The sequence below is a fragment of the Bdellovibrio sp. CKG001 genome, from assembly GCF_055397465.1.
This window is the reverse complement of record NZ_AP029173.1, coordinates 2,892,097-2,917,763: the sequence shown is the minus strand read 5'-3', so window position 1 is coordinate 2,917,763 and position 25,667 is coordinate 2,892,097. Positions and strand designations below refer to the sequence as shown.

Annotated in this window: 25 protein-coding genes; 12 read left to right on the top strand and 13 right to left on the bottom strand. The window is 48.4% G+C overall.

Annotated features, from left to right (window positions below; all coding sequences use genetic code 11):
- Positions 1-2: 2 nt before the first annotated feature.
- Positions 3-1,433: a S8 family peptidase gene (locus ACZ50P_RS13795; RefSeq protein ID WP_464131805.1), complete on the bottom strand. Its 1,431-nt coding sequence runs from the start codon at positions 1,431-1,433 to the stop codon at positions 3-5.
- A 263-nt stretch (positions 1,434-1,696) separates the two neighbouring features.
- On the opposite strand from ACZ50P_RS13795, the gene ACZ50P_RS13790 reads away from it, so the two are divergent.
- From ACZ50P_RS13790 to ACZ50P_RS13760, 7 genes are all read left to right on the top strand, one after another.
- Positions 1,697-2,185, top strand: a complete 489-nt coding sequence (locus ACZ50P_RS13790) for an NADH-quinone oxidoreductase subunit B (RefSeq protein ID WP_464121429.1) — start codon at positions 1,697-1,699, stop codon at positions 2,183-2,185.
- Complete coding sequence (nuoD, locus tag ACZ50P_RS13785; protein ID WP_464131803.1) at positions 2,178-3,860, top strand: NADH dehydrogenase (quinone) subunit D; 1,683 nt, start codon at positions 2,178-2,180, stop codon at positions 3,858-3,860. The genes ACZ50P_RS13790 and nuoD overlap by 8 nt, the downstream gene beginning before the upstream one ends.
- An 11-nt stretch (positions 3,861-3,871) precedes the next feature.
- On the top strand, positions 3,872-4,345 hold the full coding sequence (locus ACZ50P_RS13780; protein WP_464118262.1) for a complex I 24 kDa subunit family protein: 474 nt from the start codon (positions 3,872-3,874) through the stop codon (positions 4,343-4,345).
- Positions 4,345-5,637 carry an NADH-quinone oxidoreductase subunit NuoF gene (gene nuoF / locus ACZ50P_RS13775; protein WP_464131801.1) on the top strand — a complete coding sequence of 431 codons (1,293 nt, stop codon included), beginning with the start codon at positions 4,345-4,347 and terminating at the stop codon, positions 5,635-5,637. The genes ACZ50P_RS13780 and nuoF overlap by 1 nt, the downstream gene beginning before the upstream one ends.
- Positions 5,618-7,198: an NADH-quinone oxidoreductase subunit G gene (locus ACZ50P_RS13770; protein WP_464118260.1), complete on the top strand. Its 1,581-nt coding sequence runs from the start codon at positions 5,618-5,620 to the stop codon at positions 7,196-7,198. The genes nuoF and ACZ50P_RS13770 overlap by 20 nt, the downstream gene beginning before the upstream one ends.
- Positions 7,195-7,719 (top strand): NuoI/complex I 23 kDa subunit family protein, encoded by a 525-nt coding sequence (locus ACZ50P_RS13765; RefSeq protein ID WP_464118259.1) that lies wholly within the window; start codon positions 7,195-7,197, stop codon positions 7,717-7,719. The genes ACZ50P_RS13770 and ACZ50P_RS13765 overlap by 4 nt, the downstream gene beginning before the upstream one ends.
- Before the next feature lie 140 nt (positions 7,720-7,859).
- A complete protein-coding gene (locus ACZ50P_RS13760; protein ID WP_464118258.1) occupies positions 7,860-8,252 on the top strand; it encodes a hypothetical protein in 393 nt (130 codons plus the stop codon).
- On the opposite strand, the gene thpR is transcribed toward ACZ50P_RS13760, so the two are convergent.
- Positions 8,202-8,831: an RNA 2',3'-cyclic phosphodiesterase gene (gene thpR / locus ACZ50P_RS13755; RefSeq protein WP_464131799.1), complete on the bottom strand. Its 630-nt coding sequence runs from the start codon at positions 8,829-8,831 to the stop codon at positions 8,202-8,204. The two genes, ACZ50P_RS13760 and thpR, sit on opposite strands and share 51 nt — an antisense overlap.
- Positions 8,832-8,882: 51 nt before the next feature.
- Positions 8,883-9,860 (bottom strand): TerC family protein, encoded by a 978-nt coding sequence (locus ACZ50P_RS13750; RefSeq protein WP_464118255.1) that lies wholly within the window; start codon positions 9,858-9,860, stop codon positions 8,883-8,885.
- 95 nt (positions 9,861-9,955) lie between these two features.
- Between ACZ50P_RS13750 and ACZ50P_RS13745 the strand changes: the two genes are divergently transcribed.
- Positions 9,956-10,858: a LysR family transcriptional regulator gene (locus ACZ50P_RS13745; RefSeq protein WP_464118254.1), complete on the top strand. Its 903-nt coding sequence runs from the start codon at positions 9,956-9,958 to the stop codon at positions 10,856-10,858.
- A gap of 31 nt (positions 10,859-10,889) precedes the next feature.
- Here ACZ50P_RS13745 and ACZ50P_RS13740 read toward each other — a convergent pair whose 3' ends face one another.
- From ACZ50P_RS13740 to ACZ50P_RS13725, 4 genes are all read right to left on the bottom strand, one after another.
- Entirely contained in the window at positions 10,890-11,306 is a 417-nt protein-coding gene (locus ACZ50P_RS13740) for a hypothetical protein (RefSeq protein ID WP_464118253.1), read from the bottom strand.
- Positions 11,294-12,631: a transglycosylase SLT domain-containing protein gene (locus ACZ50P_RS13735; protein ID WP_464131797.1), complete on the bottom strand. Its 1,338-nt coding sequence runs from the start codon at positions 12,629-12,631 to the stop codon at positions 11,294-11,296. Before ACZ50P_RS13735 ends, ACZ50P_RS13740 begins: the two co-directional genes overlap by 13 nt.
- Positions 12,632-12,799: 168 nt before the next feature.
- Positions 12,800-14,245, bottom strand: a complete 1,446-nt coding sequence (locus ACZ50P_RS13730; RefSeq protein WP_464131795.1) for an adenylate/guanylate cyclase domain-containing protein — start codon at positions 14,243-14,245, stop codon at positions 12,800-12,802.
- Positions 14,246-14,263: 18 nt separating this feature from the next.
- Positions 14,264-15,730, bottom strand: a complete 1,467-nt coding sequence (locus tag ACZ50P_RS13725) for a class I SAM-dependent methyltransferase (protein ID WP_464131793.1) — start codon at positions 15,728-15,730, stop codon at positions 14,264-14,266.
- A 177-nt stretch (positions 15,731-15,907) separates the two neighbouring features.
- On the opposite strand from ACZ50P_RS13725, the gene ACZ50P_RS13720 reads away from it, so the two are divergent.
- A complete protein-coding gene (locus ACZ50P_RS13720) occupies positions 15,908-17,443 on the top strand; it encodes a YiiX/YebB-like N1pC/P60 family cysteine hydrolase (RefSeq protein WP_464131791.1) in 1,536 nt (511 codons plus the stop codon).
- 66 nt (positions 17,444-17,509) lie between these two features.
- On the opposite strand, the gene ACZ50P_RS13715 is transcribed toward ACZ50P_RS13720, so the two are convergent.
- From ACZ50P_RS13715 to ACZ50P_RS13705, 3 genes are all read right to left on the bottom strand, one after another.
- Entirely contained in the window at positions 17,510-17,977 is a 468-nt protein-coding gene (locus tag ACZ50P_RS13715) for a hypothetical protein (protein WP_464131790.1), read from the bottom strand.
- A gap of 63 nt (positions 17,978-18,040) precedes the next feature.
- Positions 18,041-19,147 carry a fatty acid desaturase gene (locus tag ACZ50P_RS13710; protein ID WP_464131788.1) on the bottom strand — a complete coding sequence of 369 codons (1,107 nt, stop codon included), beginning with the start codon at positions 19,145-19,147 and terminating at the stop codon, positions 18,041-18,043.
- A gap of 49 nt (positions 19,148-19,196) precedes the next feature.
- Positions 19,197-19,814 (bottom strand): porin family protein, encoded by a 618-nt coding sequence (locus ACZ50P_RS13705; RefSeq protein WP_464131786.1) that lies wholly within the window; start codon positions 19,812-19,814, stop codon positions 19,197-19,199.
- 124 nt (positions 19,815-19,938) lie between these two features.
- Between ACZ50P_RS13705 and ACZ50P_RS13700 the strand changes: the two genes are divergently transcribed.
- Together ACZ50P_RS13700 and recO are read left to right on the top strand one after the other, a co-directional pair.
- A complete protein-coding gene (locus ACZ50P_RS13700) occupies positions 19,939-20,925 on the top strand; it encodes a hypothetical protein (protein ID WP_464131784.1) in 987 nt (328 codons plus the stop codon).
- Entirely contained in the window at positions 20,922-21,521 is a 600-nt protein-coding gene (gene recO / locus ACZ50P_RS13695; protein WP_464131782.1) for a DNA repair protein RecO, read from the top strand. Before ACZ50P_RS13700 ends, recO begins: the two co-directional genes overlap by 4 nt.
- 2 nt (positions 21,522-21,523) lie before the next feature.
- Here recO and ACZ50P_RS13690 read toward each other — a convergent pair whose 3' ends face one another.
- Positions 21,524-22,408 (bottom strand): tyrosine-type recombinase/integrase, encoded by an 885-nt coding sequence (locus tag ACZ50P_RS13690; RefSeq protein WP_464131780.1) that lies wholly within the window; start codon positions 22,406-22,408, stop codon positions 21,524-21,526.
- Between the two features lie 186 nt (positions 22,409-22,594).
- Here ACZ50P_RS13690 and ACZ50P_RS13685 point away from each other — a divergent pair, with 186 nt between their 5' ends.
- Entirely contained in the window at positions 22,595-23,653 is a 1,059-nt protein-coding gene (locus ACZ50P_RS13685; protein WP_464118240.1) for a sigma-54 interaction domain-containing protein, read from the top strand.
- 89 nt (positions 23,654-23,742) lie between these two features.
- Here ACZ50P_RS13685 and ACZ50P_RS13680 read toward each other — a convergent pair whose 3' ends face one another.
- On the bottom strand, positions 23,743-24,636 hold the full coding sequence (locus ACZ50P_RS13680) for a trypsin-like serine peptidase (protein WP_464131778.1): 894 nt from the start codon (positions 24,634-24,636) through the stop codon (positions 23,743-23,745).
- 206 nt (positions 24,637-24,842) lie between these two features.
- Complete coding sequence (locus tag ACZ50P_RS13675; RefSeq protein WP_464131776.1) at positions 24,843-25,487, bottom strand: M15 family metallopeptidase; 645 nt, start codon at positions 25,485-25,487, stop codon at positions 24,843-24,845.
- Positions 25,488-25,667 lie beyond the last annotated feature (180 nt).

Genomic DNA, 25,667 nt, shown 5'->3' with positions numbered 1-25,667 from the left:
TCTTAGTAATTCATCAAAGATTTAACATCCAGTTTACCGCCGGAAACAGATTTGTTTTCCAGGGCCGGGATCTTTCTGGCAGATCCGATGATGGCAGCTTTGACTTCCTGCCATGTCTTTTCCGGGTGCGCTGACCAGTAAAGTGCGGCGGCTCCAGCAACATGAGGGGCTGCCATGGAGGTGCCATCCCATGTGGCTTTGAAGCCGAACTTGTCAATCACCGTGTCGCTGTAACCTTGTGCAACCACAGTCGAGAAAACTTTCACGCCGGGTGCTCCGATATCCACTGTGCGGCGGCCCCAGTTTGAGAAAGAGCCCAAGCGGTCGGAAGAATCCAATGCCGCAACAGAAATGATGATGTCGTGATCATAAGAGGCGGGATAAGCCGGAAGCTTGTCGGTGTCGTTATCGTAGCCCACACCTCTGTGGCCGTTGCCCGCTGCCGCTACAAATAGAACACCTTTGTCTTGAGCGTATTGAACAGCGTCGCGCAAAGCCTGATTTTCTGGAGCACCCGGTTCTTCACCTTCAGAGCCCCAGGAGTTGTTCATGATTTTCGCACCGTTATCCACGGCGTAGCGAATGGATTTGATCGCATCAGCTGTTGTTCCGCCGCCAGTCATGCCGATGAAACGCAAAGACATGATTTTCACGTTCGGAGCCACACCCGCAATACCCAACCCATTGTCGCCACGTGCGGCGACGTTGCCGGCACAGTGAGTTCCGTGGCCAGGGTTTCCACCTTTGAACAAGCCATCCAGGGTATCCACAGCAAGGTCATAGGGCTTATTGTCATTTCCGACAAAGTCCCAGCCGATGACGTCGTCAATATAACCGTTGTTGTCGTCATCGATGCCGTTGTTCGGGATTTCGCCAGCGTTTCTCCATAGATTCGGCAGCAGGTCTTCGTGAGTGTAGTCCACGCCCGTGTCGATCACGGCCACGACCATTTCAGGGTTTCCTTTGGTCACTTTCCAGGCATCCACCACACCGATGTCCAGCATGCCCCATTGTTTACTGAACAAAGGATCAGCACCAGTTGTTGTTTGCGGAGCGTCAGGAATCGCTGGGTTGTCTTGGCGAGCAGCCGCGCGAAGCTGAGGATTTCTAGAAAGCATCTTGGCCAAAGCGGCACGGCGCAGAGGGTCTTCAATACGATAGTCTTCTAGCAAAGAGACTTTATAGTTCGGTTGGATGTACTCGACGGCTGGATTTTTCTCCAAGGACAGAAGGCTCATACGGCGGGGAGCTTGAACACGAACCCATGATTCGCTCAGTTTTTCGACTTTTGCGCCTTGAATTTCCAATTCTACGAAGCCTGGTGCCAGTTTAATAAGCAAATCTTGGGTTTTCGGATTCGCCAAAGCCATTTCGCCAGACAAACCTGCCACCGCAAGAAGGGCCGAAGCAACGTACAATGCCATCTTCCTCATGTGAGTTTTCTCCTAAATTTGTTGAGTCTAAAGTCTGTGGTTAAACGACAGGAGAATCAATTTCATTTGGCCCACTTTGGAAAGGTGCGTTGAAGAAATCCGTGGAGCGTCCCATAATACATATCTAGTTGTCAGGATTACGGTTTTTCAGTAACTACTTAATGATAGCTAAATGAAATTGCAGAGGTGTATTTATGCACAACGATCAAGTGCAGGGCTTGGTATCCCACGACGGGATGACCGGGACCCAAGCTGTAGATGATATGTCACGAGGTTTTGCTTTCACGTCAAAACTAGACGCCATAGTTGCGTGGGGAAGAAAAAACTCTTTGTGGCCAATGCCATACGGTACTGCTTGTTGCGGTATTGAATTCATGTCCGTGATGGGTCCCAAGTATGACTTGGCTCGTTTCGGTGCAGAGGTGGCTCGTTTCTCTCCTCGTCAGGCGGACTTGCTTGTCGTTGCCGGAACAATCACTGAAAAGATGGCACCGGTTATTGTGCGCATCTATCAGCAGATGCTGGAGCCTAAATACGTGATCTCCATGGGAGCTTGTGCAAGCTCCGGTGGTTTCTATCGCGCTTATCACGTTCTTCAGGGCGTGGATAAGGTGATCCCTGTTGACGTTTACATCCCAGGTTGCCCTCCGACACCAGAAGCGGTGATGGACGGTATCATGGCTTTGCAACGTATGATTGCGACTCATCAACCTCGTCCTTGGAAAGACAACTGGAAGAGCCCATATGAATAAGCTTGAAAATCTGAAACAGCTTCTGGCTGGCAAATTTAAAATTGAGAACTTCAAGTTCACTCACGCTGTTGGCGATGACGTGATTGAAGTTCCTAAGGAAGACGCTCCGGCGCTCTTGTTGTTCCTGCGTGAAAGCGGTCAATTTGACTTCCTGATGGACGTGTGTGGTGCGGACTATCCGAGCCGTGAAAAACGCTTCGATGTAGTCTACAACCTGTTCAATTCCAAAGATGCCTCCCGTTTGCGCGTGAAAGCTCAAGTGGGCGAGGGTGAGTCTATCGGTACAGCGATTCCCGCTTACCGTGGTGCCGACTGGTTCGAGCGTGAAGCGTACGACATGTTCGGAATCATTTTCGAAGGTCACCCGAATCTGCGCAAGATCCTGACTCACCATCAGTTTGTCGGTCATCCTTTGCGTAAGGACTACGATGCCAACCATCAGCAGGCGTGCACTGCTTCCATGCCGATTCACTTCAACAACGAACCAGGATCCCCTGGTGATGTGCTGAATGATAAATATCTTCCATTGAACATTGGTCCTTCCCATACAGCGATGCACGGAACTTTGCGTGTGATGGCTGAAATGGACGGGGAAACGATCGTTCGTTGTAACAACGAGATCGGTTACCTGCACCGCTGCTTCGAAAAAATGGCAGAGACTCACCCATACAACCAGGTGATCCCTTACACGGACCGTCTGAACTACTGCTCTGCTCCGATGAACAACATCGGATACTGCAAAGCGGTTGAAAGACTTTTGGGTGTGGAAATCCCGCCAAAAGCTCAGGCGATGCGTGTGATCCTGGCTGAACTTTCCCGTATCATTGACCACACAATTGCCCTGGGTACAGGTGCGATGGACTTGGGAGCTTTGACGGGCTTCTTCTATATGTTCGGTATGCGTGAAAAAGTTTACGGCTTGTTCGAGAAGCTTTGTGGGGCCCGTTTGACGGTCTCCATGACTCGTATTGGTGGTATGGCTCAGGACGCTCCGGAAGGTTGGTTCGACGAGGTTGTGGCTCTTTGTAAAGAGATCCGCCGTGGCACCGATGAAATGGCGGGAATGGTTCTTGATAACAAGATCTTCATTCAGCGTACACGTGACGTATTGCCAGTTTCTGCTCAAGACGCGATCCAATGGGGTTACACAGGTCCCATGCTGCGCGCTTGCGGTGTGAATCTGGATTTGCGTAAAGCGCAGCCATACTATGGTTACGACGCTTTGGACTTTGATGTTCCAGTGGGCACGAGCGGTGACATCTATGACCGTTACCTGGTTCGTTTCGAGGAAATGCGTCAGTCCGTTCGTATCATTGAACAAGTCTGCAAAAATGTTCCTGGTGGTGATTACACTATCCGCGACAAGGGAATTGTTCTTCCAGAGAAAAAAGACGTTTACGGCAACATCGAAGGTTTGATGAATCACTTCATGCTGATCATCAAAGGTCTTCGCCCACCAGTGGGTGAAGTTTACGACGCGACAGAGGCAGCCAATGGAGAGTTGGGCTTCTATCTTGTCAGCGATGGTTCCGCGAACCCTTACCGTTTGAAAGTTCGTCCGCCATGCTTTGCAATCTACCAGTCCTTCCCGACTGTGGTTAAAGGTGCGATGTTGGCCGATGCGATTGCAACGGTGGCTTCCATGAACTTGATTGCTGGTGAGCTGGATAGATAAGGATATTGAATATGTTTAAATTGTCTGATTCTGGCTTGGCTGCAGTAAAAAGTGAACTGGCTCGCTACGAAGCGAAAGAGTCCGCTATTATTCCAAGCCTTTACATTGCTCAAAAAGAAAACAACGGCTTCATCACGCCGGATATTATCCGTCACCTTTCTCAGGTGATGGATATTCCAGAGGCGCGTATCAATGAAGTCTTTAAGTTTTACACCATGTTCAACCAGAAGCCTGTGGGTAAGTACCACGTTCAGGTTTGCACGAACATCTCCTGCGCTCTTGAGGGCGGTCGCGAGATGGCAAACCACATCTGTCATGAACTGGGTGTGAAATACAATGAAGTCACTGCAGACGGTCGTTTCACAGTTTCCAAGGTTGAATGTCTTGGTTCCTGCGGAACTGCGCCGATGATGCAGGTGAATGACACTTACCATGAAAAGCTGACTCCAGAGACAGCGATGAATCTGCTGAGAGGTATGAAATAATGTCTGAAGTTAAATTGCTTACAGAGTTTTACCATCTGCCGGAATATCAGACTTTGGCTGGTTACAAAGCCAAAGGCGGTTATGAAACTCTTCATAAAGCTTTCAAAATGCAACCTCAGCAGATCATCGACGAAGTGAAAGCTTCGGGATTGCGTGGTCGCGGTGGTGCGGGTTTCCCGACAGGAATGAAATGGGGCTTTTTGCCGAAAAACGGAGAGCCACGTTATCTTCTTTGCAACGCCGATGAAGGTGAGCCTGGAACATTCAAAGACCGCATGATGATGGAGCGTGCTCCACACCAATTGATCGAAGGCATGATCATTTCTGCTTTCGCGATCGGTTCCAACAAAGGTTACATCTACGTTCGTGGTGAGTACGTTTACCCAATCGAATGCCTGAACAAAGCGATCAAAGAAGCATACGCTGCAGGTCTTTTGGGTAAGAACATCCTGGGTTCTGGTTTTGATTTCGATCTGGATGTTTACCGTGGCGCAGGCGCTTATATCTGCGGTGAGGAAACAGGAATGATCTCTTCTTTGGAAGGCCTGAAAGGTCAGCCGAAGTTGAAACCACCGTTCCCGGCGGTTCAAGGTTATCTGAAAAAGCCAACCATCGTGAACAACGTGGAAACGTTGGCAGCGGTGACTTATATCATTAAAGATGGCGCTCAGGCCTATCGCAAACACGGAACTGAAAAGTCAGCGGGAACCAAGTTGTTCTCATTGTCCGGTAACGTGATGACTCCGGGGAACTATGAAGTTCCACTGGGTTACTCTTTGATGGATTTGATCATGAAAGAGGGCGGCGGTATGAAGCCAGGCCGCAAACTGAAAGCAGTTATCCCGGGTGGTTCTTCCGCTCCGGTTCTGACAGCCGAAGAAGTGGCCAAAGCCAATCTGGATTACGAATCTTTGGCGGGTCTGGGCACAATGCTTGGTTCCGGTGCCGTCATCGTGATCGATGATTCTCAGTGCATGGTGGATATGCTGGGTGTTTTGACTCACTTCTACGCGCACGAATCCTGCGGTCAGTGCACTCCTTGCCGCGAAGGCACAGGCTGGTTGGACAAGATCCTTCATTCGATTCTGGAAGGCCGCGGCCGTTTGCAGGATATCGATTTGTTGATCAAAGTGGCTGATAACATGAAAGGCAAAACGATCTGCGCGCTTTCCGATGCAGCGGCTTTGCCGGTTCTCAGCTTTGTAACTAAATTCCGTGATGAGTTTGAATTCTACGTTCGCGAAGGACGCTCTAAGGTAAAAGGAACGACATATGCCGAAATGCACCATTAATGGCAAAGAAGTCGAAGTAAAAGAAGGCACGTCGATCATCGAAGCCATGCAACAGTCTGGCGATCGTATCGCTCACTATTGCTGGCACCCAGGTTTGAGTGTTGCCGGTGTTTGTCGTCTTTGCATGGTGGAGATCGAAGGAAATCCACGTGTTCAGATCGCATGTAACACCATGGTGACTGAGGGCATGAAGATCAACAACACGTCTGAGAAAGTAAAAGACGCTGTGAAGTGGGGCTTGGACTTCCACTTGATCAATCACCCGTTGGATTGCCCTATCTGTGACCAAGCAGGTGAGTGCGGCTTGCAAGACCAGTACATGGAGTACGGCAAGTACGATCCTGAAATGGCCGAGCACAAGCAGAAGAAACACAAGGTTGTGGATCTGGGTCCGACCGTGGTTCTGGATTCTGAAAGATGTATCCTGTGCTCTCGCTGCGTGCGTTTCACTGAGGAAGTATCCAAAACCAACGAACTGGGTCTGTTCAACCGTGGTGACCGCACTGAAATCGGCACTCACGATGGCATGCCATTGGACAACAAATACTCTTTGAATACAGTGGACATCTGTCCGGTCGGAGCTTTGACTTCCAAAGACTTCCGTTTCCGTCAGCGTGTTTGGTATCTAAAGGATGCTGAAACTGTATGTAACGGCTGCTCTACAGGTTGTAACGTAAAAGTTTACTACAACAAGGAAGGTTTCTTCCGCGTGAAGCCGGTTTACAACGAACAGGTCAACGGTCACTGGATGTGCGATGAAGGTCGTGACATCTACAAGTTTGTGAACCGTGAACACCGTCTGTTGAAAGCTCAAGTTCGCAATGCTTCCGGCTGGTCTGAAATGACAGCAGGGGCGGCAGCGAAGAGTGCCCATGAAGTTCTGAAGAACACTCAAGGTGACTCTTTGGCGTTGGTTCTGACAGCTCAGTACACAGTTGAAGAGTTCGATGCGATTGTTTCCACTTTCGTGAATGAATTCAAAACGAAGAAGGTCTTCTTCTGGATCAACAACAAGGAATCCTTCGACAGCTTCGATGGCTTGCTTCTTCGCGGAGACAAGAACCCGAACACGAAAGGTTTGTTGAAGGTTTTGGAAAAGCATGGAATCACAGCGACTTGGTCTGATCTTTCCTCTGGCATTGCCAGCGGTGCGATCAAGACTGTGGTTGTGGCAGGTCCTGAAAACATGGGCGCATTCCCTGACTTCGCAGAGCGCGTGAAAGAGCTTTCCAAAGCTCACAACCTGATCTGGCTGCAAGCGGGTAAACACGATGCTTTGATGGCTTTGACTGGCAATGTTTGGTTGATCCCAACTAAAACATTCGTGGAAAAAGACGGCACCTTCATCAACCATGCGGGTCTTGAGCAGAAATTCAAGAAAGTAACGACAGTTGTTTCCGAGGCTTTGACTTTGACCGAAGCGGCCTTGTTGATGGTCGGCAAGAATCTGGCTATCCCAACGACAGTAAGTCCTTTCATGCCAACAAATCAGCGTGAAGATCAGGTGACGTTGGAAGCTCGTAAAAAGAACGAGTTCGTGTTCAAGAGAGGTAGTCTATGAGCGTAATGCAAAACAACTCTGAGAAGTCGAAGTGGTTCTTGCCAGGGATCTTTGGTGGTCTTGGCGTTACCATGAAGCACTTGCTGAAGAACTTGTTCAACCGTAAGAAAATGATGACCCTGAACTATCCTGAGGAGAAGTATGAGTACTCTCCTCGCTTTAAAGGGAATCACGTTCTGACTGTGAAAAAAGACGGTTCTTTGCGTTGCACGGCTTGTATGTTGTGCGCGACGAACTGCCCTGCGGAATGTATCAAGATCACGGCGGCGGAACATAACGACCCAACGGTTGAAAAGTTCCCGATCAGCTACGAGATCGACATTCTTCGCTGCGTATTCTGCGGTTTCTGTGAAGAAGCGTGTCCAGTGGATGCGATCCGTTTGGGACCTGAGTGGCAAACTCCAGGTGTGAACGGTTCGAACTTCATCTACGACATCAATCACCTGGCTTACCGTCCAAACCTAAAAGGCGGTATCCTGACTCACGTCGACGACCAAGAACGCCACAAAGCCGGCATCTAAGCGCGGCTGACGCTAAAAGGTGCCTGGTTGTTTTTTCTGGCTATAGTGCATTAAAGATTAAAAGGGAGTCGAAAGACTCCCTTTTTGTTTGCTTGCACGCCGACACACCTGCCAGACTTAGGTCATAGAAGGGGGATTCTATGAAAAAGTTTTTGATGGCTCTGGCTTTGGTTTTCGCTCCGGCATTGGCTTTGGCTGATGTGACTGTGCAACCTTTAACGGTTGAGGCAAAAGCTCAGGATCAATATCTTAACTACAACTTCGGAACTTCATTTGTTCACTCAGCAAGATTTCAGGATTTTACTTTGACGGCGAATGGACCTGATTCCACGTTCATTCGTGGGTTGGGGATTCATGGGTCATTTGCATATCGCGTGGACACCAACTGCCCACAAATTCTGATGCCGGGTCAAAGATGCACGATTCGTGTGATCTTCCACCCGACGGTTGAAGGCAGCCACTGGGGTGATGTGACGATCTATCTACGTGATAGCAATATCTACATCCGTCTTTACGGGAATGCCATCCGCTAAGTCGGCTTCTCCGGTCAGCTTACATCGAGCAAGGGGTTTGTACACAGGGAAGGCCCCTTGCAGTGTAGATTCGTACAATACAACTTCATCCACCTGAATCTTACCGAAGCTTTTTCTTTTAAAAGGCGAAATCATATCCTTCACGCTGCGCGGATTGCGCAGACGCCCCACGGTCAGATGAGGCGAGTAGCTTCGCTCTTCCAGTTGCGACAGCAGATTTTTCGCAACGAGTTCCTGATCCAGGGCTTCTTTGAACTCGCCCAAATATCTTTTATTTTGAACTCCCAGCCATAAGACGCGGGCATCGTGTTCGTTAGAGAAGGCTCCAACGTCTTCGATTTTCAGTTCAAACGGGGTAAAGCGTGTGCAGACTTCTGCCAAAGTTTCAGCCACCTTGCTGATGTCTTCTTCCGGAGTCTCTCCCAGAAATGTGACAGTCACATGGTAGTTGTCGACAGGAACCCACTTCACAGTCATGTCGCGGCGGTCAGCATTGATTTTCAGCTTTTTCAGGGTCGGCAGAAAGGTGTCGGCCAAAGGATCGGTCGCATTCAGAGCCAGGAACAGTCTTTTAGTCATAAAAAACCCCCTAAGAATATGATCTCTTTTCTTAGGGGGTCTGTCTATAAGTTAAGCTTTTTTCTTTGGGAACATCAATGAAGCTGCGATTGAGCCACCGATAAAGGTGAAAATAATCGCCAAAGAGATGCCGATCGGGAAGTGGCCGCCGAACAACTTGTTCAACCATACCATCTTAAGGCCGACAAAGACCAGGACCAGAGCCAGACCATACTTTAGCAGGTGGAACTTATCAACTACACCAGCCAACAGGAAGTACAGCGAACGCAGGCCCAGAATCGCAAAGATGTTAGATGTGAACACCAAAAGAGGCTCTTTTGTGATTGCGAAGATCGCAGGTACGGAGTCCACCGCAAAGATGATGTCCGTGAATTCCAGGAACACCAGGGCGATGAACAGTGGGGTCGCCTTTTTAATGCCATCTTCTTTGATGAAGAAATGGTCTTCATGCATGCGGTCAGCCACAGGGATGTGCTTTTTAAGCCATTTGATCAGCCAATTTCGAGAAGGATCCACTTCTTTGTCCGGCTGGAACATCATCTTAACACCAGTGATGATCAGGAAGATACCGAAGATCAAAACCACAGCTTGATACTGCATTAACACAGAGCCCATGGCGATAAAGATCGCACGGAAGATAAGGGCTCCCAGTATACCGTAGAAGAGCACGCGGTGCTGGTACTTGTTGGGGATTGAGAAGAACCCGAACACGACAACAAAGACGAAGATGTTATCGATAGAAAGGGACTTTTCGATCACATATCCGGTGAGGAACTCTAACCCCACCTGCTTGGCAATGCCCGGATTTTCAGGGAACCGCATCAAGGTATAGTAGTAAAGACCCGCGTTAAAGATCATCGCGATGGTGACCCAAACGATAGACCAAATCGTGGCCTCGCGGAAACTCACCGTATGTGAGTGTTTATGAAATACGCCCAGATCCAGGGCAAGCATAGCGATCACGAAAGCTATAAAGCCCGCGTAGAACCACCAATAGTCAGCAAAAGGGAATAATAAAACTTCGTTCACAGTTAAACCTCCAGGGCGCAGTATAAAGACTTCCTGTTGTTTTAAAAATTAGATAATCTTTATTAAGTTAATCGCTAAAAACAATGAGGTTTGGCATGCCCGTTAAAATCAATGATCAAATGCAGTGGCTGAACTATCATCACCTGCATTACTTCTATGTGATCGCCAAAGAAGGGACCATTGCCAAGGCTGCAGAAAAGCTGAACATGGGGCAGCCGACTCTCAGTACCCAATTAAAACAACTGGAAGAGTCCTTAGGGAAGAATCTTTTTGAAAGACGCAAGCAAAGGCTGTTTTTGACAGAGGCCGGTCGCATTGCCTTTGAGTATGCCGATCAGGTGTTCCGTTTGGGATCTGAGATGGTGGAGGTTCTGCAGGATCGTTTGCAGAACAATCGTGTGCATGTACAGATTGGGGCTCTCGACAGCGTGCCCAAGCAGATTATTTTGGAAGTGGTTTTGCAGGCCTATAAGAAGGGCAATTGTGCGGTGTCAGTGTTGGAGGGCGCAGGGGGAGATCTCTTGCGTGAGTTGAGTGCTCATCAGATCGATCTTCTGCTTTCCAATTATCCGCCGAACGTGGATTTTCAAACCGTTTATGCCAAATCCATTGCTCAGTTGGATGTGGTGGTGTGTGCTTCACCGGAGTTCAAACATCTGCGTCGGGGATTCCCGCATTCGCTGGAGGGGCAACCGTTTATTTTCCCAACGATTCACAGTCGGTTGCGCCGGGATCTGGAGCACTATTTCACGGTGAATGGCATTCGTGTGGATCGTATCGCGGAAACCCAGGACACCAGTCTGCAAAAGTTGCTCGGGCAGGAGGGGGTTGGTTTAATTCCTATTGTCGAGTTGGCGGCTGCGGATCTGATCAAAGAAAAGAAGCTGGTGGTGCTGGGCACCTTACAAGGGATCTACGAAGAGATCTGGCTGATGGCAGCAGATCGCAAGATCGACAACCCGATCGCAGCCAAACTGATGAAAGAGTTTTCATTATAAATGAAAAAGGCGGGGGGACCCGCCTTTTGTGTTATGTGCTGCAAAGAGCTGTAAGAATTTTCAGAGCTTCAACGGCCTCAGGGACCACGCCACCGTCGCGGCTGGTGGATCGTTCGATATGCATTTTTGTAGAGGTGCAAGTCTTGGCATCCACTTGGCGCATACGGATCAGATTCACGTAATTATCAAACTCGGTCAGACTGCGATACTCTTCCAGACGAGGATCGTTATCTGGAGTTTCAGTCAAGTCGGGGATTTCAATTGTATTCAAACGCTGATACAGGAAGTTCTTGTAAGCGTCCATGATACGCAGACGTCTTTGCATGTTAGTTTCAACCTGCATTCTTTCAATCAGCTTGTCAGTGGCCTGATAGGTTTCGAAATCCTGGAAAGCCCACGCTGAACTGCTCATTAAAATCATTGTCACGATCATAATTAGTTTACGCATGAGCCACCTCCGACAGATTGCTCGATTGAATTTAAAGTTTTAGTGATAGATGGGAAGTAATGCGAAGTCTCTTTACGGCGAGCGGATGACTTGTTCGCACTGGCCGGGAACTTCTGCATATACTGTTGCATTTGCTGGATGAATTGATCCGCATTTGTCACGGTCTTACCGCGATAGAAAGTGTTGAGCAAAGCCTTTGCTGGAGTCCACGTTCCTGCAGGGCCTGTGTTATGGGACCAAACCATCAAAGCACGTTTGACTTTGTTCAAATCGTACTCAGACAGACGGAACTTATTTTTATAGTTCTTGTTATTGAAGATCATCATATCCATATCGGATTTGATACCTTTTAGATAAGCGTAGGTGTAGATCATGTTCTTCATCGGGTTGCCGCTTTTCAACGACATGCGATCACAGGAATAGTTGCTGGAAGCGCGCATTGGAGTCATCGTGTCCAACAGCTCCAGGGACAGTCGAGAGCAAAGAGGGTTCTTGTTGCCTTCCAAAGAGATTCTGACAGCATTCAACTCATTGGCGTTCACATCCTGGATAGCGGACGCGGTGAATTGACCGATACCACCAGCCCCGGTCCCGCTGCGGGCGTTGACGTGGAAGCCGGACTCAACATTGATCAAAGCGTAAACGGCGCGAACATCCAGGTTCTGGGTTTCTTCACCGGCGCCAGGGGCCAGGAATTCCTTCATGCAGGAACTGACGGCTTCAAAGCTGTTATTGATCATCTTGAAGTAGTTTTCAGAAATACAGGGGCGGAAAGCCTGGCGGGCAGTGCCGTTTGCAGAACATTCACGGAAGGTCTTGCTGCTGGCGCCGAACTTCATATTCATACCCATCTGAATACAGACAGGCTTGATGATGGAATTTGTTTTAATCGGAGCACGGATAATGTCGCCCAATAAGCCTTTGCTTAAAACGGCAGTCGCCATTTCAGACTCAAGATAGTCATTTTGCTTATTGCATTGCATGTAGCGCATATTGCGAATTTCATCTTCGCAAGAGGAGCAGTTGCGATTGGCCGTGTTATCATTCCAGCCAAAAAGACCTTGGAAGCCCTTGGCACTTTCGATCTTATCCAGCGCGTGCTCAATAATAGGAGTAGGTTCTGTGGGTTCTTCCTCAGCCTTGTCCTTGTCTTTATCAGATACAAGTTTGGAAATGGGAGGCACCGTAATTGTGAAAGGTGCAGACAGACCTTGTTTGTCCTTGGAAGCTAGGTCTGTGGAGGAATCCACAGGGTTGTTCCAGCCAATACTGAGGGTAAGGCTTAGGAATAGCATCTTGTACAAAGGGGATGTGGTCACTTTCATAGAAGCACCTCCTCAGGTACTTCTTAAAGCAAGAGCTTTGCCAAAAAGGATTCCACAATTATCAGATACTTACAGCAGGTCTCATCGTCTCAGAATGAGACTGCAGGTGTCTGAAGCCCAAAGAGTCATAGCCCTGTCAAATGCCTCAACAGTGGCCTGGGGGGATTTTTAGTTGGCAAGCAGGGTGGGAGAGCCCTCGGCTGCCTCGTAGTTGCAGGTGCGGCACTTCATGACGAAATGTCCGTGCACATTTGTATCCAGATACAGAACTGAATCCGGACAGTGAGGGCAGCCTGAGTTAGCATGTTCTTTACGAGCTTCCGGAGCCTGAATCAGTTCAAAGACATAGTGAGTGTCGTCTTCAAACCCTTTGATGGTGCGGGCGCCGATATTGCGGACTTGGAAACCTTCAGCCATCAGTGATTGCGCAATGTCAGAATCAATCAGAATCTGTTCGGGCTCGGCCAGATTTGTCAGGCGGGAGGCAAACGGCAGAGGAGCCCCGATGGCGGTGTAAGAACGGAAGAACTTTTTGTTTCCATAGAAGCCAACATTGGCATATCCGGCGGAAATCCCGACGCGAATCTGCATCTCTTTCTTCCAGTTCATAAGATAGAACTCACGGTCCTGGCGCAAGGCTTGGCGCACTTCCAAAGCCGCCAGACAGGTTCTTTGCATGAAGTCTCCATAGCGGATGGGATCGTTTGCGAAAGCCAGAATTCCGTCACCTTGGAACTTGTCGATAGTGATATCGTACTTCAGGAAGATGCTGACAACAGTGTCCATGAAGCGCGCAAGCACCATGTCCACTTTGGCCTGGTCCAGTCGCACGACTCGTTCGGTGGAGCCGACAATGTCCACGAAGATAGCGCAGATCTGGGACCTGCGGACGCCCTTTTCAATATCAACGCGGCCATCGCGAATAGCTTGTACCACCTGCGGGCTGAATTGAGTGCTCAGGGTGTTCAGGCGCACAGCTTCTTCGGTTTTACTTTTAATCAGGTTGTCGCGATTGGCGATCTCTGCTTTCAAAGCCAGACGGCTGTTGATTTCGCGCACACGAAGCTTTTCGTGGAAGAAGCGAATCAGGAAGCAAATGACGATCGAGCCGACAATAAAGAACGAGTTCAGCACCACCGGCCAAAGATCCGTCAGGTTCTGAATCTTAAGGGCGGCAATGACAAAGTAAGGCAGATAGATACCCACGGCCGTTGCCACAAAAAAGGCCGTGGAAAACGGAATGAATGAAAGGCCGCCAAGTGCGACCAGATTCAGACCGGCATAGTAGCCGGTACCGACATCCGGGATCATGTAGATCATGATATTAATAGGCAAAGCCACCAAGGTCGCATACAACGCAGCGACAAATTGGGTTCGGATGGCCGTGCGTTCTTTTTTCAGTTCTCTGTTTGCCAGGAAACACAAAGGAATGATGGTCAGGCGCAAAGCCAGAAAGTGCCATTTAAACTGGGGTACATAAATCAGATCCGCGACCCAGAAGGCCATAAACAAAGGCACTGCCATCCAATTGGCGACAACCTTTAGAACAGATCTGATTTCTTCAATCACCTCGAACTCACGAAGTTGCGAGGTGGTAATTTCATTCCCCAGCATAAAAGTGGCCTTGAATCCCTACTTTTGAATCACTACAAAAAGGTTCACGCCCAGAGGCTCTTTCTCAACCCAAACTTTTGATCCCATGCCCTTGAACATGCGCAGAAGGTCCTCTTCAGAGCGATAGATCAGATGCCAGTCCAAAACCAGCTCCATAAATGGTACACATGGGTTGTCTTTGCTGAAGTTTCCGATAATGACATGGCCACCGGGTTTTACAGAGGCCAGCATCTTCTGCGCTGCCATTTGAGCGACGGGTTCTGTAAAGTAGTCAAACAGGCCGGCAGAGTAGATCATGTCGTAGTCCGTTTCCGGCAATCCGGCGGCGATCACATTGCGAATGGCCATGTTGTTGAACTTGAACTTGAATCCGGACTTCACAAAGCGCTCAACCGAGTGCAGTTGTCTTTGTGCGTGTTTCAAAGACTCTTCGTCCTGATCCAAGCAAGTGAATTCAACCGGGCGGCCGTAGTGTGCCGGTGAATTTTGCAGGAAGATTTGCTGTTCCATCGCAGGACCGCTAGCCACAGACAGAACCTTCAAAGGCGTTGTCGGGGAGGTCTTGTCGAACAACTGAGTGATCTTTTCAAACAAATACTGACCACGGTTTTTCACCGCCGCCCCTGCGGGTTCGTCGATAAAGTATTTGTGCATACACTGGTCAAACAACGTTTTCCCGACCAATTCATCGCGATAAAGGTGATTCATCATTTCGTAGTCACCGGCATAGCCGCGAGGTTTGTAATAAGCGCGGTTGGCAAAGGGAGCTCCGTAAACCAGATGACCGATTTGTTCACGGGCAAACTGGGTGGCCCATTTCAATTGATCCGGCGTGAAGTTTTGAACGAAAGTCGGGATCTGGGAATACTTCATTGGCAGCACATGGCCCAAATAGTCGGAAACCGCATCGGCAATTGTCATGCGATAGTCCTGAGCTTCCTTCCAGTTGTCCACTGGAGATTCTGCTTCCAGCTTGTCGATACGGCTTTTCAGCTTTTCCAGCCAGTCTTTCATTTCATATACAAAGGTTTTAAACTCTGCAGGAAGTTGCGCCAGATTGGTGGCATACTCTGTTTGCGACGCAATGACTTCGGCAGAGGCTTCCAGTGCTTTGATACGCTCCACCTTCAGAGGTTCGCCCAGAACCTCAAAACCCACGATCATTTCGCCGGTTACGGATTTACTGTGATTTTCGGAACGAGCCCAACGCAAAGCCACATGCTGTGTTTGAATATTTTTAAAGAAGACATCCGCTTCCATGTGAGAATGCTGATTGTACCATTGCTGAAAATCCTGATAGTCCGCGCCCGGAACCAAAACCGCACAACCAAAAGAGCTGATGTTTAAGACTTCCAGTTGACGACCTGGAATCGAAAGGAAGCAAGTTCCCGGTTCGACGTCATTTCTATCCTGACGGATGACTTTTTTGCGGGTGTTTTCGTCGATCTGGAAGAATTCCTGTTTCATTGCGCCTTGGGCACTCATGCTGTCTCCTCAAAGTTGGTAAATCTTGTCGTAATTTTTGACAGCCTCTTATCGTAAAGACGGGCGAGAAAATACAGGGGGCCAAAGGTCGGGAGGCACACTTCCTGTTCAAAGGTCCAGTTATGTGTGGTCCCCTGGATGCCGAAAAATAAAAGGTCACATTTAGGAGAATACATTATGAAGAAGCTCGTTTTGTTGGCTGCTGCGACGGCAACTGGATTATTCACGGCTTGTTCCAGCACGCCGAATAAGTCTGCGGAATTTAAGTCTTATCGCAATCCCGCCAGCACGAATGAATTGATCACAGGAAGTCAAAAGGTGTTGTCGGATATTAACAATCCGCAGATTTTCAACCCACAAACCTGTGCCAGCTTTGTTAATAAAGTCACAGACTATCTGTACTATCTGCCGGCTGATCATTTCATTCCCAAAACTTCTGCGGAACAGGAAAATCTAAAGAAATTCGGCCCGGAGGTATTGGACACCATCTTCCAGATCCGTGTGTCTTTGCATGAAAAGTTGCAGGCCTTTGATGCCCGCAATGAATTGAGTAAGGAATGTATTACTGAGATCCGTGAAGGCTTCCAGTATGCGCGCTTCTCGGAAGAATATCTTTTGGATTGGTTGTACACGAACAAAGTTTACACGTTTAAAAAGACCCCGATCATGATCAATGAAAAACCCAGCACCTGGACCAATCCAAAGTACGCTGGCTTTGAATTGAAGTCCGGCGACGTGATGCTGATTCGTGGTAAGTCCTATGTGTCTGCCATGATTGCTCGTATTGCGGATGAAGAAGGCAACTTCTCTCATTTGGCTCTGGTGGGTGAAGATAAGGCTGGGAAGAAATATGTCGTGGAATCACTGATTCAGTACGGAGTGATTGTCACACCGTTGGAAAAATGGCGTCAGGCTGAAGATTCCCGTGTGGCCTTGTTCCGTTCTCCAGATCAGGCGATGGCGAAAAAGGCGGCTCGTTTTATGTACGATCACGCCAAAGCCGCTTTGGACAAGAAAAAGGGCATTCACTATGACTTCGCCATGAACGATGACGACTATTCTTCGATCTTCTGTTCTGAAGTTGTTCGTATGGCCTATGACAAGGCATCAGCGGGGCAGTTTATTGTCCCTAAGTTCCGCAGCACGGTTTCCAAGTTTAAGAACACGGACTATCCACGTAGCTTGGGTGTGACGAAGACTTCTTTGTTTGCGCCTTATGACATCGAAGTGGATCCACGCTTTGATTTCGTTGCCGAATACCGCTTTATGCCATTACTTCGTCAGGTGCGCATGCAGGATGCGGTTTTGCAAAGTTTGTATGGCTGGATGATTGAGAAGGACTACACATTCCACTGGGCTCCTCAGCACAGTGTAAAGGCTTACTTCGCCAAGATGGTTCGCCAGTTTGGAGTGGCAAAGGACACATTGCCGAAGTATATGCCTGTAGACAGCATCAAAACCAATGTGCAGTTCGAAGCAGTTGCGAAGGTGCTGGAAGAGAATATCTATAAGCAAGAAGCTGAATTCTATAAAAAGAAAGGCTATCTGCCATCCTTCCAGGACATGCTGGCGATGAATGAGGCTTATCGTGTCCAGGACTGTAAAGTGCATCGCGAGTATCTGGATCAGAACCGCACGGTGGATGGTGCCCCTAGTGCCGATCGTTCAAAATTCCATTGGTTCTTCTATAACAAATCCAAAAAGTGTGAATAGTTAAGATTTTTGGTCAATTTAAAGCCGCAGGCACAAAGTGTTTGCGGCTTTTTCATTTTGGGAGGATCAAGGTGAAACGCTTTGATAGAAAGACTTAATGGGGGAGGCTTTGGTGTTCTTGATCACCAGGCGGACGCCGTCGTGTTCAATCTGTGTTTCAGTGCCTTCTCCGTGTCCTGCTTCGGATTCTTCTTTGATGATGGATGCAGGCAATTGGGCTTGGATGTCTTTCAGTGACACTTTCCCTTCTGGAAGACGGAAATAGAACGATTGCACTTGATCGTTCTTGATTTCCACAGTCGTGTCGTAGGGGATATCACCCGTTTTAAAGAACAGCAGGCTTCCGTTGTTTTCAACTTTTAGTGGCTTTCCGAAAGACTTCAGAATCTCTTTTTTTGAGGTTTTGCCCGGCTCAACCGCAGCCAGCTTCTTGGGCAGATATTTGGTTTTGAATTGAGTGGCAAATTCACCGGCTTGTGTGGCTGCTGGAACCGACAAAGACAGACTGAAAATCAGAGTCAGAATGAATTTCATAGAACCTCCAAAAACAAAAAACCCACAACTAATTAAGTTGTGGGTTTGTGTTTGAGTCAAGTCTTAGACGGATCTGACGTAGACTCGCCATTGTTTCATTCCCATCTGGAATTCCAACTTGGCAATTTCCATGTCCCGGCGAAGTTCGACCAGTTTATAGTCGTAGGCTTCTTTAAGCTCTTCGCGTTTGCGGGCGGCATCCAGTTTGAATTGCTCGTAGTCTTCACGCAGTTTTTTCATTCTGTTCTGCGCTTCCAGGATCTTTTCTTTCATCTGCGCCAGCTTTTCTTCAGCAAAACCATGTTTGGTCAGTTCTGCCGCCTCTGCTTGCAAGCGGGCTTTAAGAATTTCGACGTTGGAAATCTGGCGAAGTTTGGTCGCAAGGCCCATCAGGCTTAAGCTGCGGATCACCCATTTAGTTGGATCCCAGTGGTACCATTTGATTCCATTGCGATAGTCGATTTGGAACTTGTGGTGGAAGTTATGATAGCCTTCACCGTGGGTCAGCAATGCAACAAACCAGGAGTCACGTGCTGAGATTTCTTTGGAATAAGTCTGTTTTCCCAAAGTGTGGCACAGGGAATTGATGAAGAAAGTGCTCTGTTGAGTCAGGGCAATGCGAAGGCCGCCACCGATCACCAAGCCGCCCAGCCATGAGCCCATCATCCAGCCAATCAGGGTCGGAACCAAGAAGCCTGTGATGATCGCTACGGGAACGTAGTAGTCGTTTTGGAATTTAACCATCCAGTCTTTTTCAAGATCCGGAGCGTGAATCTTCTGGTCGACGGATTCTTTATAGAACATCCAGCCCATGTGTGCGTACCAGAAACCTTTTTCGATGCTATAAGGATCTTTTTCGCTGTCGATGTGGGTGTGGTGACGGCGGTGATCTGAAGACCATTTCAAAGCAGAACCTTGGAAGGCTGAAGCACCGACCAGCAGGAACATGGCTTTAACAAATGGGTGGGCATCATAGCTTTTATGGGAAAACAGGCGGTGATATCCAGCCGTGATTGCCAGGTTTGTTGCAGCAGCAAAAATCAAAGCAAAAAGCAGGATGCCCCATTGAAATCCGTAGAAATAGAAATAAATCGGGGCCAGGATCAGAGTGATCAGTGGATTGAGCACCAAGAATAGGGCCACTGGCCATTCAATTTGTTTTTTAGTCATAGGGCACCTCTCACTTCTTAGTGTAACAGAGGTGCCAAGATTTCAATAATTAAATAGAAAAGCCAAGGATAAATTTACCGTAAGTCCCACTCATATTGATGTCTTGTTTGGGTGCGTTACCAGTTGAGTCTGTCGCGTCATCCCAGCGGAAATCCTGATAGCCCAGCTCAGCTCCAACAGAAAAGCCAATGAGTTTAACTCCTGCCTCTAAACCGACGGAATAAGACTTGGCGGAGCCTGCAGAAAAGCTGGCTTGCTGTGCACCAAATTCCGTGACTTTATAATCTGTCGAATGGGAAAGACCATATGTCAAAACAGGACCCACAAAAATCAAATTATCAATGGGCCTCCAATTAAGTAACAAAGCTGTTCGACTGAAATTGGCTTTGTGATCCTGTCCTGATTTGGTTGTGGAAAGTTCCATGTTTTCGTAGCGCAAACCAAGGCCTGGAACGAAAGGCAGTGGCAGAGTCAAGATGCCATCTGCTCCCAAACCATAAGCAGGGGTGACGCTGGGGGCAGAGGTGGCACAGCTGGGGCAGAGTGAATCCATATTGGGATTGGCGTTCAGCATGCCGTATGAGACGCGGGCTTCAAAAAGATCCCGGGCAAAAGCCGTTGGTGAAACAATGAGTAGAACGAACACAAGATACAATGGCATACGCATAAACGAACTCCTGACAAACGACTTCAGTGTAATGTCCCCGGTTCGCATTCTCAAAATACCGTCTTAAAATAAGACCTTCGTCGCACTCTCTTTTATGAGGCAATCTGATATCTTGATAGACAGTATGCTCATCGATGTTGTGCGCCCTGAATCCTGGGAAGAGTTGAACGATCAAGTTAAATCCTATTTGGGGCTGGCGCCGCGAGTTCGGGCCCGTGTTTATAATGGCCTGTTTCAGGCTGTCTACGAGATATCTCAAAGTACGGCGCAGTTTATGTCACACAAAAAGGCAATCGGTGTGATTCTGGGTCAGACCTCGGCCTTTGAAGGGCTGCTCGGTTACTATTACAAAGAAACTTACGAGGTTCATACACGGTCTCATACACAAATCACTGAGGTGAAAGAGTGGGTGGAAAGCCTGAAGAAGGACACTTGCTTCGTCCTTTTCAGTGAAGACCATCCGGTCACGGGAGAACTCTATCCTTTTGCAGATGAGCTGGATCGCCTTTTGAATGAGAAAAGAATTTTTTCCTTCCGCGTTTCGCATGCCCAGCATTTTTACACGCCATCGGAAATTCGACCGTACTCAGTTCGTCTGTGTTCATTTGAGCCTCACGCCGCCGTGGCCCTGGTGGGAGAAAGATTCCGCTCGCCTTCGATGATGGCGCACAATATGAGCTGGGGTGGGGTGGATTTTGTTTCTATCCTGGAAAAGTCCAAAGCGGGACGAATGCAGAACACGCTTCTGATGGAGCAGATAGAAAAGGATCTTTCAGTTGTGGCGGAACCCTACTTTAAAGCCGGGCAGTCCCGTCTTTCAGACCGGGCCGTGATGGTCTTTAAGGATGTCAGTGCGGAAGCTCTGGCACAGAGGATTTTTCAGCAGCTTGGAATGGATTTAAAAGAGGGGTGGCGGCAGTTGGCAACCACCAACATGTGTCACTGGTCGGTGGTCAAAATGTTCCATCACTGGTGGGAGCCTGCTCCCAGTCTGGAAACGCTGCGAGGGATGCTGATTATCGGCCCCGATCTTTTGAATACAAAAGACTTTGCCAAGATCGTGATATCTTCGTATGAAGATATCAAATCCCAGCAAAGTTGGACTGTGTGACCCAGGCGCAAAATCGTTTTATCATCCTGAAAAAAGTGAAATACGGTGAATCCGATTTGATTTTGCATGCGATTTCCGTGCAGGGGGAAAAGCTTTCTTTTATCGCTCGTGGCGCCTTAAAAAGCAAAAAGCGCTTTGGCGGCGGTGTTCTAGAGCCCACTCATTTTGTCAGCTTTACTTACAAGCAGGCTTCCGAAGAAGGCAAAATGCATGTGCTGCAAGAAGCCACTTTGGTGAATGATTTTGTTGGATTGCGAACGGACTATGATCGTCTGGAACTGGCACTGCATATCCTGGAGTGTGTCAGCAAGGTCAGCCAGGAGGGCGATAAAAACTCCGAATTCCTGTTCAATCTTCTGGGCCACACGTTGCGGGCTCTGGAAACGGCTCAGGACCCTCTGGTGGTGAAGATGCATTTCTATTTGAAATTCCTGTTGCAGCAGGGGGTGGTGGATGCAGAGCCGTGGATGGCGCCATTCCTGAAGACCAATCTGGCGGACTCCAATCAACTCGTGTCCTATCGTCAGATTGTGGATGAGGAACTCCATAATGTGGAGCAAATGGTTCGACACTACATCGAACACGCCATGCTTTAAGTTTATTTGCCTTTACCCAGTGGATGCAGGTTTTCCATCGTGCGGGCCAGTTGATCAATTCCCAAGTGAGTGTATTTCTCGGTGGCTTGCAGGCTTTCGTGGCCCAGCAGCTCTTGCAGGGTTCTTAAGTTGGCTCCGCTGCTTAGCAGATGAGTGGCAAAGCTATGACGAAGAGCATGGGGATGCAGGGGTTTGAGAAGTCCGGCGCGCACGCCACTTTGCCGAACCATCTCATAGGCGGTTCTGGAATTCAGGGGCTTTTCACCCAGGACATACTCGTTAAAGGAACTTTCTTTTTTCCACTTCAGCAAAACTTCCACAGTCAGAGCGGGGAGGGCCACCACTCGCTCCTTGGAACCTTTTCCGGTGACTCGCAAAATCTTCTGCGAAAGGTGCACTTCACTCCACTTCAGGTTGCAGGCCTCACTGACACGCAAGCCGCCGCCGTACAACAGCAGGAACAGAACCTTCTCTCGCAGAGGGACTTTGTCGTCGGCATCAAAGCTTTTCAAAACAGCCAGGGCTTCATCCACACTCACAAAGTGCGGCAGTTTCTTCGGGACTTTAGGGCAGGTGATCTGCACGGACAGATCTTTCTCGGTCAGGCTTTCTTCAAAGGCCCAGGAAAAGAAGCTCTTCAGAGTGGCGGCTTTACGATTGCGAGAGGCCAGGGACAGGTGCGCCCACTGGTTGAAAGCCGCCCGAGCAGTGGATAGTAATTCGGACTCCGAAATAGATTGAGCCTTAACTGAGGGATCTTCATAATTGAAGGCCTGCTTCAGATCCAGGCTGTAGTGCTTGATCGTCAGGGGGGAGGCAGACTTAATAAAAGTCATGTATTTCAGGTATTTATCTATATTTTCAGAAAGCCTAAATGCCTTCGCCATAGCCCTGAAGGTCCCTATATTAGGGCTCACACCCTAAAAAAAAGTTAACGTCATGCATTATTTTTATTGCAAATACTACACGACCAAAGTTATAACTCAATGCGTTGTCGCGGCGTATCAAGTTGAGATATTCAAAATGAGACGCCCACCCAGATTTAAAAAGTACGTAAACCGAAAGGTGGAGCTATGAACGAAAACAACTCAACGACTGTTTTGCCCTCTTCTCAGAATGCAAACCAAGTTATGTGGAACACAAATCAAACTTCCAAAGTGGTTGAAAACAAGACCATCGTCTATCAGTCCGAAGTGATGGGCAGCTTGATGAAGATGATCGACCGTGTAGCTCCCTCCCAGGCCAACATCCTTGTGTTGGGTGAATCCGGAACTGGTAAAGAGTTGATCGCTCGCGCGATTCACGACCGCTCCGGCCGCAAGAACAAGCCGTTTGTTGCCATCAACTGCGGTGCTCTTCGTGAAACATTGCTTGAATCCGAATTGTTCGGTCACGAAAAAGGTTCCTTCACTGGCGCTTACAACCGCAAGATCGGTTTGGCTGAAGCGGCTAACGGCGGGACTCTGTTCCTGGATGAAATCGGTGAGTTGGACCCGGCTATCCAGTCGAAGCTTCTTCGCTTCATTCAAGAAGGTGAAGTTTTCCGCGTGGGTGGTAAAGACCCGATCAAAGTGGACATCCGTTTGATCTGTGCGACCAACCGTGAGCTGGATCAGGAAGTGACTCGTGGCAACTTCCGTGAGGACTTGTTCTATCGTATTAACACGATCGTGGTGAGCGCTCCGCCTCTGCGTCGTCGTAAGGAAGACATCCCGGCTTTGGTGAATCACTTCCTGAACAACTCCCAGCACGCGTACTTGAACCGCGGTCGTACTGTGAATGAAGAGGCGATGAAAGCTTTGGTTCGCTATGAGTGGCCAGGTAACATCCGTGAACTTCAGAATGTTTGTGAACGTTTGCAGATCCTGTCTGACGGTCACATGATCATGCTAAATGATATTCCAGAGAATATCCGTAACGGCGAAGCTGAAAAAGACGTGATTGCATATGATCCAGCCATGACTTTGCATGAGCTTGAGAAGCGTTACATCCTGAAGGCGTTGGCTCACTTCGGTGGCAACAAAACTCAGGCTGCCAACAACTTGGGGATCACGATCAAGACGCTTTATAACAAACTTCATGAGTACGGCGAATTCGAAAAATTCGCGGTTCACACGAAGCCGATGAAGTAATTTCTTACTAGCTGCCCGGAGTGGTTCCTCTCTCTTTCCACTCCGGGCTTTTTTTTGCCTGGAGTGTGGCTATACGCTCAATCGGTCCATTATTCAAAATGACCGCTTTTGAGTTTCGCCAGGGCTTTGATGATAAAAGAGATATGGGTGATATGCTCACCACGGCAAGAGTCGTCAGCACAGCGATTCGTGATATTGCAGCGTCTGGCCCTATCGTATTTAAAATCATCGTCACCACGGACTAAAATACCATTGACTTCATTTGTTTCCGCATTGAATACGGCGGATCCTGAATTACCAACGAAGGTATCCAAATTTGCCACAAAGTAATCAGAGTAAGATGCTCTGACAGTTGCTCTATCAGCGACCTTGGCTGGTAGGCCTGAAGGATATCCAATGGTGTAAAGAATGTCGCCTGCCTGTGCTGAACGAGTTTGCAGGCGCAGAGGTTTGCGGCCTTTTACAGGACGATTAAGGCGAATCAGGGCATAGTCGGCTTCATCACTGAGTTTGCGTTCAACGATTTTTTTGCAGGAATAGACGTCATCATAACTCGAAAATTTTGGTCCGACGTGGGCGTTTTCCATTTTATAATCAAATACAAAATAAAAGCTGTTGCAGGAACTTGCCGAAAGAATGCAGTGCCCCGCTGTGACTACAAGATCTTCGCCCACCAAGAAGCCAGAGCAATCCGATAGAGCTGGTTGGTCAATGAATCTCTCCTCGGAGCAGAGTTTCTTCTCGTGCCCCAGAGTCGTGCCTTTGTGGTAATAGCCATTGGAATCATTATTTTGAAGATGTTCCTTGCCGATCAGCGCCACTGTCGAGGCGGCAACAGCGCGGACTTCCTCTTTTTGGACTTCGTAGAGATCAGAGCGATTGTCGTCGCCGTAAATCACCATCGGAGTAATAGGTGCAAAGCCTGTAGAAAGAAGAGAGACAACAGCCAAAGAAATGGCGCTTTTTATAGTTTTTGCTTTCACGACGTTCCTTCAAATTCAACAAATAGGATATGCTTGCAGTCTCCTCTCCAAAGCTGCTATCCGACAAATAAAATCTGCCCACTTCTTGTTAGGATGTTCTTTTGATACTAGATGTCGATAAAAAGCGCCTCTTTAAGAGGCGCTCTACTATGATCGACACTAACGATTGCGAGTGTTTTGCTAATTTTAGCCGCGTCCCAATAATTTTATTCTAGAATCGGATGTTTTCCGTAAACCAGATCTTTTGGCAAAGCATTGAAGTGCCACCATTCGTGTTCGAGCACTTTGAATCCCTGATTCTCTAGAAGCCTTCTTAGTAACAGTCTATTTTCTAACTGAGCCTGCGTTAATTCTCCGGTTTTCAGGAAATGATTTTCTAACTTGGGCTGCGCAATATCCCGAAAATCATCAAAGTAAGTTCCCATATCCAGAAGCTCACCTTCCTTCGTTTGCAAGGTGAGGTCGACAGCCATCCCAAAGTTGTGGAGCGAGCCCGGGAAGGGGTTTGCGACATAACTCTGAAAAGGTGTTCCTGCCAAGAAGTCGAAGAACTGAGCCTGGATGCTGCGCGGACGAAGGGCATCCCAGATGCGGAACTGCAAGTGGGGTTGCTCTTTGCGCAGGACTTCGCAAGCTTTCAAGAACATCTCGGCCGCCAATGGAGCCATAAAGCAACGATGAAAGCCATCGTACACATCCTTGTTCATGAAGTTGTCCGCCGTAGAATACTTGAGGTCTAAAACCACCTCGGAAGAGGGAGTAATTTCCTGAAAGTTTTCTTCAATCCACTGGGTGCGCGTATAGAATGAGTTCATGCCGGAAAGGCTATCCCAGAAGCCTTGGGGTTTCATCTGATTTTTGCCTCCCGCCCCATCTGCTAGGCTTTAAAGTCTCAAATTGAGACAGTGTAACGGCGTCAGGAAGGCCTTGAATTCAGAGGATATGCACGGATATTTGAGGCGGCGTAAAATGGCAACTTTGTCTAAAGCTTATCCGTGGAATTTCTATCAAATCGTCTTAATTTGAGAGCG